General features: G+C 64.9%; 12 protein-coding genes. 6 read left to right on the plus strand and 6 right to left on the minus strand.

The window, feature by feature from the left end; genetic code table 11:
- Positions 1–9 precede the first annotated feature (9 nt).
- The 6 genes from BLW25_RS16990 to BLW25_RS17015 form a co-directional block, all read right to left on the minus strand.
- On the minus strand, positions 10–540 hold the full coding sequence (locus tag BLW25_RS16990) for a flavin reductase family protein (RefSeq protein ID WP_092902366.1): 531 nt from the start codon (positions 538–540) through the stop codon (positions 10–12).
- Positions 537–1,826: an amidase gene (locus BLW25_RS16995; protein ID WP_092902368.1), complete on the minus strand. Its 1,290-nt coding sequence runs from the start codon at positions 1,824–1,826 to the stop codon at positions 537–539. Before BLW25_RS16995 ends, BLW25_RS16990 begins: the two co-directional genes overlap by 4 nt.
- 5 nt (positions 1,827–1,831) lie before the next feature.
- Positions 1,832–3,265, minus strand: a complete 1,434-nt coding sequence (locus BLW25_RS17000; protein ID WP_092902370.1) for an amidase — start codon at positions 3,263–3,265, stop codon at positions 1,832–1,834.
- 4 nt (positions 3,266–3,269) lie between these two features.
- The gene (locus BLW25_RS17005; protein ID WP_092902372.1) at positions 3,270–3,653 is read right to left on the minus strand and encodes a nuclear transport factor 2 family protein; all 384 of its coding nucleotides are present in this window, start codon (positions 3,651–3,653) and stop codon (positions 3,270–3,272) included.
- Between the two features lie 66 nt (positions 3,654–3,719).
- Complete coding sequence (locus BLW25_RS17010; protein ID WP_216279404.1) at positions 3,720–5,207, minus strand: 4-hydroxyphenylacetate 3-hydroxylase N-terminal domain-containing protein; 1,488 nt, start codon at positions 5,205–5,207, stop codon at positions 3,720–3,722.
- A 65-nt stretch (positions 5,208–5,272) separates the two neighbouring features.
- Positions 5,273–5,689 carry a carboxymuconolactone decarboxylase family protein gene (locus BLW25_RS17015; RefSeq protein WP_092902376.1) on the minus strand — a complete coding sequence of 139 codons (417 nt, stop codon included), beginning with the start codon at positions 5,687–5,689 and terminating at the stop codon, positions 5,273–5,275.
- A gap of 188 nt (positions 5,690–5,877) precedes the next feature.
- Here BLW25_RS17015 and BLW25_RS17020 point away from each other — a divergent pair, with 188 nt between their 5' ends.
- The 6 genes from BLW25_RS17020 (at position 5,878) to BLW25_RS17045 (ending at position 11,769) form a co-directional block, all read left to right on the plus strand.
- Positions 5,878–6,738: an N-acyl homoserine lactonase family protein gene (locus BLW25_RS17020; protein ID WP_092902378.1), complete on the plus strand. Its 861-nt coding sequence runs from the start codon at positions 5,878–5,880 to the stop codon at positions 6,736–6,738.
- Complete coding sequence (locus BLW25_RS17025) at positions 6,735–7,487, plus strand: SDR family oxidoreductase (RefSeq protein ID WP_092902380.1); 753 nt, start codon at positions 6,735–6,737, stop codon at positions 7,485–7,487. The genes BLW25_RS17020 and BLW25_RS17025 overlap by 4 nt, the downstream gene beginning before the upstream one ends.
- A 27-nt stretch (positions 7,488–7,514) precedes the next feature.
- Positions 7,515–8,438: an NAD(P)-dependent oxidoreductase gene (locus tag BLW25_RS17030; protein WP_092902382.1), complete on the plus strand. Its 924-nt coding sequence runs from the start codon at positions 7,515–7,517 to the stop codon at positions 8,436–8,438.
- Positions 8,438–9,784 carry an MmgE/PrpD family protein gene (locus BLW25_RS17035; RefSeq protein WP_092902384.1) on the plus strand — a complete coding sequence of 449 codons (1,347 nt, stop codon included), beginning with the start codon at positions 8,438–8,440 and terminating at the stop codon, positions 9,782–9,784. The genes BLW25_RS17030 and BLW25_RS17035 overlap by 1 nt, the downstream gene beginning before the upstream one ends.
- 1 nt (position 9,785) lies before the next feature.
- Positions 9,786–11,000, plus strand: coding sequence for a pyridoxamine--pyruvate transaminase (gene ppaT / locus BLW25_RS17040; RefSeq protein ID WP_092902386.1), 1,215 nt, complete (start codon positions 9,786–9,788; stop codon positions 10,998–11,000).
- A gap of 61 nt (positions 11,001–11,061) precedes the next feature.
- Positions 11,062–11,769, plus strand: a complete 708-nt coding sequence (locus BLW25_RS17045; protein ID WP_092902388.1) for a GntR family transcriptional regulator — start codon at positions 11,062–11,064, stop codon at positions 11,767–11,769.
- The last annotated feature ends 20 nt before the right edge of the window (positions 11,770–11,789 follow it).

Consider the following 11,789-nt stretch of genomic DNA (forward strand, 5'->3'; position numbering starts at 1 on the left):
GGGGCGCTGTCAGAGCGCGGTCGTATGGGCGAGGGTGAAGAAGCTGCGGTTGAAATGCAACAAAGGCGACGGCGCGGGTGCATAGCGGATCGCCCGGACCTCACCGATAAAAATCGAATGGCTGCCTGTTTCGGTCGCGGAGGCGATTTCGCAGTCGAGATTGACCAGCGCGCCGTCCAGCGCCGGGGCGCCTGTGGCGAGGGTGGTCCAGCCATGCGGGGCGAATTTGTCCTCGCCGAGATCGCCCGTCTGGCCGGCGAAGCGCTGTGCCACCTCGCGCTGGTGATCGGCGAGGATATTGACGCAGAAACTGCCCGTGTCTGAAATGGCACGATGCGCCGCGCCGCCCCGGTTAACGCAAACCAGCATCGAGGGCGGGGTGACCGACATCGAACAGACCGCAGTGGCGGTGAGCCCGCGCCGGGCAGGGCCTTCGCCCGCGGTGATGATGTTCACAGTCGCCGCAAGGAGCCGCATTGCGGCGCGGAAATCATCTGTCAGCGGATCTGGCTCATGGGGCCGGGTTGGGCCATGGGTCATGGAAGCGCCTTTTGCGTCTGTTCCAGCCAAAGCGCTGCAGAGGCCAGCCGGTGATCGGCCCCGCGCGCGCCCACAAGCTGCACGCCGATCGGCAGGCCCCCGGGGCCGGTGGCGCCGGGCAGGTTTATCAGCGGCACCTGCAAGACGCTCCAGAGCCGGTTGAAGATCGGATCACCCGTGGCGGTGCCTTCCGGCGCCTCGCCGGGCGCAGCGAGGGTGAGGGTCGCGTCGAACCGCGACAGCAGATCATCCATCCGGGCGCGAAGGGCGGGGAGCCGTTCCCGTGCGGCTCGGTAGCGCGGTTCCGTCACGCGACCCTGGTCCTCCAGCATGGCGCGGGTGACGGGGGTGAGGTCTTGCCAGTGATCACGGATCTCGGGGGCGAGCGAGTTCGTCACTTCCCAGCCCATCACCGCCTCATGCAGGTCGAAGATACCGTCATACCAGTCGGGCGGATCGAGAAGGGTGACCTCGGCGCCGACCTGTTCCGCTTGGGCCTTCAGGCGTAAGACCGCCTCTGTGCTTGCCGGATCGGCCTTTTCAAGCCGCGTGCCAGGCAGCACCGCGAGGCGCGGGCGGGCAGGGGGGGTAAGGGTCGCGAGGGCCTTATACCCCGAAAGCACCGAGGCTGCATGGGCGGCGTCTTCAATCCCGCGCGCAAGGACCCCCAGCGTGTCGAGGCTGTGGCAGAGCACTTTGATCCCGACCGTATTGATCAGCCCGAAAGAGGGTTTCAGCGCAGTGACGCCGCAATAGCTCGCCGGTCGGATCACCGAGCCGGAAGTTTGCGTGCCAAAAGCCAGCGGCACATGGCCGGCGGCCACGGCAGCGCAGGACCCCGAGGAAGACCCGCCCGGCGTATGGGCCGGATTATGCGGGTTTCGGGTCTTGTTGGGGCTGGCCATGGCAAGCTCGGTCGAGACGGTTTTGCCGAGGATCAGCCCGTCTGCAGACCGGGTCAGCGAGACCGCTGCCGCATCCCAGGGTGGCCGGAACCCGTCATAGACCTTTGTGCCGTAACCGGTGGGCATGTCTCTGGTGTCGATCACATCCTTGACGCCGACCGGCACCCCCGCAAGCGGGCCTTTCGCGCCGCGCCGGTCCAGCACATCGGCGGCGGCCCGGGCCTGAGCGGGGTCGAGATATTGCCAGGCCATGATCGGGCCATCGGTGGTGGCGATATGTTCCAGATGCGCCTCAAGCACCTGACGGGCGGTGAGATCGCCCGATGCGACCCGCGAAGCGGTTTCACGGGCGGAAAGGGCAAGGATGGTCTCTGTCTTCATCCCGCTCACCCGAAAATCGCCGGGCGGCGGTTGGCCCAGGGCAGCGCGTATTCGATGTCGCGCGCCAGTTGCAGCAGCATCGTGTCATTGCCGAAACCGGCACCGATATGGATGCCGATGGGCAACCCGTCCGCGCTGGTGCCAAAGGGCACCGACATTGCGGGGCAGCCCGAGGCGTTGAAGACGGCGGTGAAGGGGGAATGGGACCAGAACTGGTCATAGAAGGCGTCGAGGCTCTGGCCGTGACCTGCGAGTTTGCCAATGGGCGGCGCGGGTTCAGACGCGGCCGGGGTCAGCACGGCGTCGAAACGCGAGAAGAAACGGCCAAGCGCGCGGGCGGTGGCATGAAGGGTCTGCACTGCCGCGAGATAGGTGGTGGCGGAGAGGGACAGCGCCTCGCGCACCCATTCGCGATTAACCTCTTCCAGCTGTGCGAGGCGGGGCGAGGTCGGATCTCCACCGGTCACACCAAGCGCGACATTGGTGCCGACGACCTGGCGCCAGGCTGTCTTCAGCGCGGCCGCATCATAGCCCATATCGGGGACCGGGATGATGGTATGGTTGCAGTCTTTCAGGAAACGCGCGGCCTCATTGGTCACTCGGATCATCTCGGGATCGATGGCCTCGCCAAGTGGCGATTTGGTCACCACTGCAATCACCATATGGCCGGTCGGCTGGTCGAGCGCAGCCAGGTAGCCTGGTTTCGCGGGTGAGGCCCAGGGATCGCCGATATCGGCCCCGGCGGTGATGTCGAGCATCGCGGCGCTGTCGCGGACCGACCAGGTTACCGCATGAGGCGTCGACATGCCGCCTATGGCTTCGGCCGCCACCGGCCCGACCGGGTTCACAAGGCGCGAGGGTTTGAACCCAAAAAGCCCGCAATGGCTGGCGGGCAGGCGGGTTGATCCGGCGCCATCGGACGCGTTCGCGAGCGGCACCATGCCGGAGGCGACGGCAGCGGCGGACCCGCCCGATGATCCGCCTGCGGTGCGGGACAGATCCCAGGGGTTGCGGGTCGGGCCGAAGGCCTCGGGTTCCGAAGTGAAGGAAAGCGCAAATTCCGGCGTGTTGGATTTGCCGAGGATCACCATTCCGGCGGCCTTGTAGCGCGCGGTGATGGTGGAATCGCGCTGGCTTACCACGCCGCGCAACAGCTCCGAGCCAGAGGAGAGGAGCATCCCCTCCGCTTCGAACCCGGTGTTCTTCAACAGCATCGGTACCCCGGCCAGCGGGCTGAAGGGCAGGAAGCCTTTGGCGGATGCATATTCAGCGACCTGCCCGCGGGCGAGGTCGAAATGCTTGTGCACGACCGCATTCAGCTTTGGGTTCAGCCGCTCGATCCGTTCAATCGCGGCCTCCAGCACCTCGGAGGGGGTGATCTCGAAATCATCAAGCAGCTTTGTGGTGGCAATGCCGTCGAGTGTGGCGAGTTCCTGCATTGTCTCAGCCCATCTGCGCTTTGAAAAGGTCGAGATCCCAGAGGTCCCTGGTGACCGCGAACACCCCATCCCGGATTTCAAACAGATGCAGCCCGTCCAGCGCAATGGGGCGTTTTCTGTCATCCTTGCGGGTGAAGGTGCCGGTCATATGATAGGGCACCGCGACGTGATCCCCTGCGCGGATATAGCCCTGGCGCGACCAGGTGACATCGGGGAGCATGCGCCAGAAGCCGTCCAGCCCCTCGGCCAGCGCCTCGCGCCCCTGCCGTGATTTGCCCATGGCGACCTCTTCATGGCGGCCATCAGCCGCATAAAGCGCGGCAGCACCCTGCGCGTCGCGCGCGACATAGGCGGCGTAAAAACGGTTGATCAGGTCTTCATATTGCATGGCAGCACCCGGGCCAGAATCCGCAATGGCCCCGCCCGTGACTGAACCGGGCGGGGAAGGCGGGGGTCATTCGATCCCGGCGATCTTTTTCACCTGGGCGACATAGGCATCGCGCTTGACCTCGTTATAGAGGCGGGCGCGCAAAGCGGGTGCCGGTGTCGCATTGACGTTCTCAAAAAGCGCCACGCGGCCGGCCAGCGAGCCGGAGGTCATATCCCAGATGAAGTTCATCAGCTGTTCCTTGACCATGGCAGAGACACCATGGCCGGGCAGCAGCTCATGCAGGAAATGGCCGACATCGGGATTATCGAACGCGTTCTTGCCAAAGCGCATGACGAGACCCTGGCCGCACATCTCCTGCAGGATATGGATGATCTTGGGGTAGTTTTCGATGGAATAAAGCCGCCCTGCGGTCAGCATGCCGACATCGGGGCGCACGACGCCACCTTCCAGCTCCACCGCCAGAGCCTCGGCTGCGGTGACAAAGGCGCGCAGGGTCTGGGCGTATTCGATCAGCTGCCCGAGCATCATCTGCACTGCCGGGATCTTGCCGGTGCCGAGATAGTCGAGCACCATCTGCCCTGCGCCGACGAAGAGCTCGGCCTTGACGGCAAGGCGGCTCAGCACATGCCAATGGGCATAGACGCAGACCGGGCCATACCAGGACATGCCGGTCGGGTCGCCAAGGTTGAAAAGACGCTCTTTCGGCACGAACACATTGTCGAAGACGATGAACTGGTCGGCTTCTTCGCCCAGGGATGACACCGGATGGTCGAATTTCGACGCCTCCGGCTGCGAGACCATCTCGCGCGAGATCATCTTGATCCCATCCGTGTCAATCGGGACGGACCCCCAGATACAGGCCTCGGGTGGCGTCTCCATCAGCCCGCCGAGATTGGTGAAGAAAATGTCATTGGCCTGGGCGGCGATCGAGCCCACGGTCTTGGCGCCGTAGATATAGACGCCGTCTTTCGTGACCTTTTTCACCTTGAGCATCGAGGCTTCGGACGCTTTCGGCGAGGAGCGGTCGGCCTGTGGCCCGGCAAGGCTTTCCGAGGCGGTCAGATTGTTGTTCTGACCATATTCCATATAGGCTTCGATATTGGCGCCGAAATCGGGGTCGATGCCATCGATCATCGATTTCTTCTGCCGGAAGGTCGGGAGGTAAGCGTAAAGCCCGGCCACAATCGCCGGCGACAGATCCGGCGGGCGGCCAAAGGTGCCAGCGGTTTTCAGCGAGGTATATTCGATCATCCTGCGCCGCGCGGCGAGGTCTTCTTTCGAGCGCGGCACCTGCCAGGCGCGGGAAATCACGGCGCCGATCCTGTCGTCATAATAGGTGGTCGCGTCCTGATATTCCGGGTCGAACTGATCGTCGAACATCGAGGCCAGCGTATCGATGCCTTTCGCCAGCGCCGGTTCGTCATAGACCGAGGCCAGCTTGCGACCGCCGACCCAGATCTGCCGGTTGTCTTTCAGCGAGTCCTTGTATTCCGCACCGGTCTTCAGCCGATGCGGCCTGCCGTTGATCGTATCTGGTTTTCCCTGTGTCACGGGGGTGTTCTCCTGTTGGGATGACATGCCGCGCCCCTCGTGCCGGGGGCTGTGGCGAAAGCAGGTCAGGTCTTTTCGGCGGCGGATTTCTCATCGCGCATCTGGCGGATCACCTCGGTTGCCGACCGCATCGCATCGAGCGCCGCCGGCACGCCGCAATAGATCGCGGCCTGCAGGATCACTTCGATGATCTCGGCTTCCGTCACGCCATTGTTCAGCGCGCCGCGGACATGCAGCCTGACCTCATGCGGGCGGTTCAGCGCGATCAGCATTCCAAGGTTCAGAAAGGATCTGGTCTTGCGCTCCAGCCCCGGACGGGTCCAGATTTCTCCCCAGCACCATTCGGTCACGAGTTTCTGCAAGGGCGCGGTCAGCTCATCGGCATTGGCAAGGGAGGGCGCGACATAGGCGTCGCCCAGCACCTCACGGCGGACCTGCAGCCCTTTTTGAAACTGCTCACCCTCGAATTCGGGACGGGTCATGTCATTCTCCGCTGGGGATGGGGCGCGGGCCGAAACAGTCGGGTTGGACGGGCCTGCTGAACTGCGCTCAGGTTAGGCATGGCGCGCTTGACCTGTCAACAGATTGTATGACAGGATTACGGTCATACTGATAGACAAAACACCGCTGCCCGCAAATGAGGCAGCCGCAAAGAGGAGGCGGGGCCGCGATGCAGGATCAGCACTTACCTCCGGCCGAGGCGGCGGTTTTTGAGCTTTTTGCACTGCGATATGCCGAACATGCGGGTCGTCATGCGGGCGAGAATTTCCTGGATGCCGCCGCTGTTTCCGCCGATCCGCATGAGGCGGGATCGAACCTGGATTACTTCATCTGGCTGGCGCGACGCGGGCATGAGGTCGTCGTGATCGATACCGGATTCGGGGCGGATGCCGCAATCCGGCGGGGGCGGCAGCTGCACCGGACCGCGCGCGAGGCGCTGGCGCTGACGGGCATCGATTCGCATCAGGTGAAGACGGTGATCCTGACGCATCTGCATTACGATCACGCGGGCGGCTTTGGCGATTTTCCGGCCGCGACCTTCCATCTGCAAGAGGCCGAAGCGGCCTATGCCACCGGCCCCTGTATCTGTGATCCGGCCGCGCGGGGTGTGTTCGATGTGGAAAACATCGTCGATTACATCCGCAGCCTTTACGCAGGGCGCATCCGGTTTCATCGTGGTGATCACGATCTGGGCAATGGCATCACCCTGCATGAAATTCCGGGCCACAGCGCCGGGCTGCAGGCGGTGTCGGTCCCGACCGCGCGGGGGCGGGTGCTGATCGCCTCGGATGCGACGCATCTCTATGCCAATCTCGCGCGGCGCAATCCTTTCCCGATCCTTTGGGATGAGGCGCAGCTGCGCGCGGGGTTCGAGCGGCTGGCGACACTCGCGCCCTCGATGGATCACATCATACCGGGCCATGATCCCCTGGTGATGCGGGCCTATCCCCCCGTGCCAGAGCTGCCAGTGGGCATTGCCGTACGCCTTGATGTGGCACCGCTGATCCCCTTCGCGGAGCTTTGCGCATGAGCCGGGGTGTGCTGATCACCGGCGCGGCGTCAGGCCTTGGGCTGGGGCTGGCGAAGGCCTTTGCCGCTGCGGGCGACCGGGTGTTTCTGTCCGATGTTTCGCCTGTGGTTGCCGGGGCGGCGGCAGAGCTGGGGTCTGGCAGTCTCGTCACGGATCTGGCGCGTACCGGGGCAGCGGCGGAGCTTGCCGCACGGGCCGCAGATCATCTCGGCGGGGTAGATATCCTGATCAATAATGCCGTGATCCGGCGGATGGCCGGGGTCGAGGATCTGCCCGATGCAGACTGGGACTGCGCGCTGGAGGTCAATCTTTCGGCACCCTTCCGGCTGATCAAAGCCTGCCTGCCGGGAATGAAGGCGAAGGGCTGGGGGCGGATCATCAATATGGGGTCGGTCTATAGCCTGATCGCGCTGGCGGGTCGCGCCGATTACGTCACCACGAAACATGCGATCACCGGGCTGACCCGGACCGTCGCCCTGGAACTTGCAGAGACCCGGATCACCTGCAACGCGATCTGCCCCGGGCTGATGGCGACGGATTCGGCGCTGGCACGGATCAGGGCACTGGCCGAGGCGCGTGGCATCAGCACGGCGGAGGCGGAAGGCGCGTTTCTCGCGACCCGCCAGCCGGGGGGTAAATTCATTCCGATGGAAACGGTGACGGCGCTGGCGGTCTTCCTGTGCGGTGAGGCGAGCGCGGGGATCAACGGGGCGGCGATCCCGGTGGATAATGGCTGGTCCTTTGCCTGAGGGGCGGGGCGGCAACAGGAGAGCGAGATGGCTGAGACGGGTTTTGCGGGCCTTGGATTTGCGGGCCTTGGATTTGTAGGTCTGGGCAATATGGGGCGGCCGATGGCCGCGAATATCATCGCCACCGGTGCATCGCTGCTGGTGAATGACCGCGATGCAGGCGCGGTGGCTGCGCTGGTTGCGCAGGGCGCAGAGGATGCCGGTTCCCTGAAGGCACTTTGCGCCCGCGCAGAGACGGTCTTCCTCTCGCTCCCGACGCCCGAAGTGGTGCTGGCGGTCGGCCGCGAGATCGCTTCGCATCCCGGCATGGTCGCGCGGGTGGTTGATCTTTCCACCACTGGCCCCAAGGCCGAGATGGATCTGGCCGAAGTGCTGGCGGCGTCCGGCATCGCGCTGATCGACAGCCCGGTTTCGGGCGGCGTGGCGGGCGCGAAGAAAGGGACGCTCGCGCTGATGGCCGCCGGGCCGTCGCCGCATTTCGAACGGGTCGAACCCCTGCTGCTGGCTTTGGGCAAGGTCATTCGCGTGGCCAATGAACCCGGTAAGGCCCAGGTGATGAAGCTGATCAACAATATCTGCTCGGCCGCCTCGCTTGCGATCACCTCCGAGGCGATGGTGATGGGCGCCAGGGCGGGGCTCGATGCCGATGTGATGATCGAGGTGCTGAATGCGGGATCGGGGCGGACCTCGGCCAGCACGGACAAGATCCCGCGTTTCGTGCTGTCGCGCGGGTTTGATTTTGGTTTTGCGATTGCGCTGTCGCTGAAGGATATCCGGCTCGCGCTGGAGGAGGCAGAGCGCCTTGGCTGTCAGATGCTGGTTGGAAATGCGGTAAGGACGCTGTTTTCCATCACCAGAGCCCAGCTTGGCCCCGACGCCGATATGACCGAGATCATCCGCCCGCTGGAGGCCTGGGCCGGCACTGAACTGCGCGGCAAGGCCGCCGGCTGATGTCCCTCAGCCGCCGGATCGCTGCCTTTGCCACTGATCCCGGCCCGCTGCCAGTTACTGTACGGGTTGCGGGACGGCGGGCTTTCCTGAACATGACCGGCTGCGCGATCGGCGGCGCGCGCGAGGGCGCGATTGACCGGCTGGCCGCGCTGCTGCCGGCATTTTCCGGCCCCGCCACCGCCAGCCTGATCGGGCGGGAAGAGCGCGCCGATATGCTCTGGGCCGCGTATATCAACGCGGCGGCTGCGAATATTTTCGACTATGACGACACCCATATCCCGACCGTGATCCATCCTGCCGCGCCGGTCGGCCCGGCAGTGCTGGCGTTGGCGGAAACCCTGGCGGGGCAGGGGCGTCCGGTTTCGGGCAAGGCGCTGATCAGGGCCTTTGTTACGGGGATGGAGGTGACCTGTCGCCTCGGCCTTGCGCTGCATCCTGTGCATTACGCGCGTGGCTGGCATATCACATCGACCTGCGGAACCTTTGGGGCGGCGCTGGCTGCGGGGCAGATCCTCGGGCTGACCGGGGCGCAGATGGTCGATGCCATGGGGCACGCGCTGGCGCAGAATGCCGGCTCGGTGGAAACGCTGGGAACGATGTCGAAAAGCCTGTCGGTCGGCCAGGCGGCGCGGGCGGGGCTGATGGGGGCGCTGCTGGCGCAGCGGGAGTTTACCGGCCCGGAGGCACCGCTGGAGGGCAGGCGGGGGTTTTTGGCGCTGCATTCGGATGCCCCCGATCTGACTGCTTTTGAAGATCTGGGCAAGCGGTGGGAGGTTTTGCACAACACGTTCAAACCCTATCCCTGTGGTGTGGTGCTGAACCCGGTGATCGAGGCCTGTCTGGCGCTGCATCACGAGCTGAAAGCGGCGCAGATCACGCGTGTCACCCTGACCGGCCATCCGCTGCTCAGACAGCGCACCGACCGGCCCGGCGTGACTTCGGGGCGGCTCGCCCAGGTCTCGGCGCAACATGCGGTGGCGGTAAGCCTTATCCGCGGCGAGGCCGGGCTTTCAGCCTTTTCCGATGCGGCAGCCGCGGACCCGGTCTTGCGTGCCTTTGGCGCGAAGCTGACCTTTTGTGATGATCCGGGCTTTTCACTGGAGACGGCGGAGGTCAGACTGGACCTGGCGGATGGCAGCAGTCTCACCCGCCGCGTTGATGCTGCGAAAGGCGGGCTTGAATATCCGTTGTCCGACGAAGATCTTGCCGCGAAACTCGCCGGTCAGATTCGCCATAACGGAGCCGTGCCGGATGCCGGCGCGCTGGTCGCTGCGCTGACCGGGATCGAAGAGACTGACAATGCCGCGGCCTTCCTCGCCATGACGCGCCCGCCGAAAGGAGCCTGAAATGACCAGAAAACCGATTGCCCCGCCGGTTATGACCCTGACCACCGGCCCGGTCGATGCCTATCCCGAGGTGCTGCGCGCCCTCTCGCGCCCGGTGCTTTATGATTACGATCCGGCGTTTCTGGACTTCTATGAAAGCGTCAATGCGAAGGTTCAGCGCGCCTTCCATACCGACACGCCGCCGGTGATCCTGCAGGGCGAGCCGGTGCTGGGGCTGGAGGCCGCCGCTGCCTCGGTCATCGCCAGGGGCGATGTGGTGCTGAACCTCGTCTCGGGGGTTTATGGCAAGGGCTTTGGCTATTGGGCGGCGCGCTATGCCGGTGAGGTGATCGAGCTGGAGGTGCCTTATAACGAGGCGTTGACGGCGGGGGCCGTGGCGGAAGCCCTTGCGGCCAGGCCCGACGTGGCGGTGGTGTCACTGTGCCATCACGACACGCCGTCGGGCACGCTGAACCCGGTTGATGAGATCGGCGCGGTGGTGCGGGCGGGGGGCAAGATCTTTATCGTCGATTCGGTTTCGGCCTTTGGCGGCGTTAAGGTGCTGCCCGAAGATTGCGGGGCGGATATTTTCATCACCGGGCCGAATAAATGCCTCGGCTGCCCGCCGGGCCTGTCGCTTTTGCATGTGTCAGATCGCGGCTGGGCGAAGATCGCCGCCAATCCCGATGCACCGAAAGACTCGATCCTCTCGATTGCCGACTGGCGGCAGGCGCATCTGGCGGGGCAGGGCTTTCCCTTCACGCCGTCCGTCTCTGAGATCAACGCGCTGGATGCCGCTCTGGATGTCTATCTGGCCGAGGGCGAAGAGGCCGTCTGGGCCCGCCATGCGCTGACCGCGAAAGCCTGTCGCGCCGGGATTGTCGCCGCCGGTATGCGGCTCTGGCCGGCGCGCGAAGAGATCGCCTCGCCAACCTGCACCGCCGTGGCCACGCCTGAGGGCGTCGATGAAGCGGCGCTGCGCGCCCTGATCCGGGCGCGTTACGGGGTGATGCTGTCTTCGGGGCGCGGCGAGACGCTGGGCCGGCTGACCCGGATCGGCCATATGGGGCCGACCGCGAAGCCGACCTATGCGCTGGTCGCGGTGGCCGCGATGGCGGGGGGGATGCGCGCGATGGGGGTCAAAGGCATCGACCCGGGCGCCGGAGTTGCGGCCGCGCTTTCGGTGATCGACGCCGCCGGAGAGACGGTCCTTTCACCAGGGGCGATTGTCGTATAGTAACATTGTCATATGGCCGGCGGCGCCCACTGCGCTGCTGCCCCGATCATGATGGTATGGAATGAACGGCAAAGCCCTTCCGCTGGAATTTCGTGTGACCAAGGCCGCCGCGCCGGTGCGCCATTCGGTAACCGAGAGCATCCGTAATTCGATCGCGCTTGGCTATTTCACCGCCGGGCAGCGTATCACCGAACGCGACCTCTGCGAGATGACCGGCGTGTCCAGGACCGCCGTGCGTGAAGCCCTGCGCCAGCTGGAAAGCGAAGGCCTCGTTCAGGTCGTACCGCATCGCGGGCCGATTGTGGCGGTGCTGACGCCGGAACAGGCCGAGGGCATCTACCAGGTCCGGATCGAGCTTGAGGGGCTCGCCTGCGAGCTTTTCACCCGCAATGCGACCGATGCAGATATCGCCGCGCTGAAAGCCTCGTTCGAGGTCCTCAAGGGCATTGGCAATATGACCGACCCGCTGGAACGGCTGACCGCGAAAAACGCCTTTTACGAGAGCCTTATTTTCGGTGCCCATAATGAGGCGCTTGGCCATACCCTCTCCGCGCTGAACGCGCGGGTAATGGTCTTGCGCGCGACCTCGCTGGCGGCGCCTGGTCGCACCGCCGAAAGCCTGCTGGAACTGGCAGAGCTGGTCGACCATCTTGCGGCGCGACGGGGGAAGGAGGCGCGTAAACTCGCGGCGCGCCATGTGATGAATGCCGGCAAGGTGGCGATCGGGATCCTGAAGAAGCGCCTCGCCGAGGAAGCCGCTGAGGGCTGAATGCCCATCAGCCCGCCCGG

Source organism: Rhodobacter sp. 24-YEA-8 (genome assembly GCF_900105075.1).
Classification (GTDB): Bacteria; Pseudomonadota; Alphaproteobacteria; order Rhodobacterales; family Rhodobacteraceae; genus Pseudogemmobacter.

Excerpts from the sequence above, each read along its gene's own strand:
- BLW25_RS16990 (WP_092902366.1), bottom strand. The coding sequence starts at position 540 with ATGACCCATGGCCCAACCCGGCCCCATGAGCCAGATCCGCTGACAGAT.
- BLW25_RS16995 (WP_092902368.1), bottom strand. The coding sequence starts at position 1,826 with ATGAAGACAGAGACCATCCTTGCCCTTTCCGCCCGTGAAACCGCTTCG.
- BLW25_RS17000 (WP_092902370.1), bottom strand. The coding sequence starts at position 3,265 with ATGCAGGAACTCGCCACACTCGACGGCATTGCCACCACAAAGCTGCTT.
- BLW25_RS17005 (WP_092902372.1), bottom strand. The coding sequence starts at position 3,653 with ATGCAATATGAAGACCTGATCAACCGTTTTTACGCCGCCTATGTCGCG.
- BLW25_RS17015 (WP_092902376.1), bottom strand. The coding sequence starts at position 5,689 with ATGACCCGTCCCGAATTCGAGGGTGAGCAGTTTCAAAAAGGGCTGCAG.
- BLW25_RS17020 (WP_092902378.1), top strand. The coding sequence starts at position 5,878 with ATGCAGGATCAGCACTTACCTCCGGCCGAGGCGGCGGTTTTTGAGCTT.
- BLW25_RS17025 (WP_092902380.1), top strand. The coding sequence starts at position 6,735 with ATGAGCCGGGGTGTGCTGATCACCGGCGCGGCGTCAGGCCTTGGGCTG.
- BLW25_RS17030 (WP_092902382.1), top strand. The coding sequence starts at position 7,515 with ATGGCTGAGACGGGTTTTGCGGGCCTTGGATTTGCGGGCCTTGGATTT.
- BLW25_RS17035 (WP_092902384.1), top strand. The coding sequence starts at position 8,438 with ATGTCCCTCAGCCGCCGGATCGCTGCCTTTGCCACTGATCCCGGCCCG.
- ppaT (WP_092902386.1), top strand. The coding sequence starts at position 9,786 with ATGACCAGAAAACCGATTGCCCCGCCGGTTATGACCCTGACCACCGGC.
- BLW25_RS17045 (WP_092902388.1), top strand. The coding sequence starts at position 11,062 with ATGAACGGCAAAGCCCTTCCGCTGGAATTTCGTGTGACCAAGGCCGCC.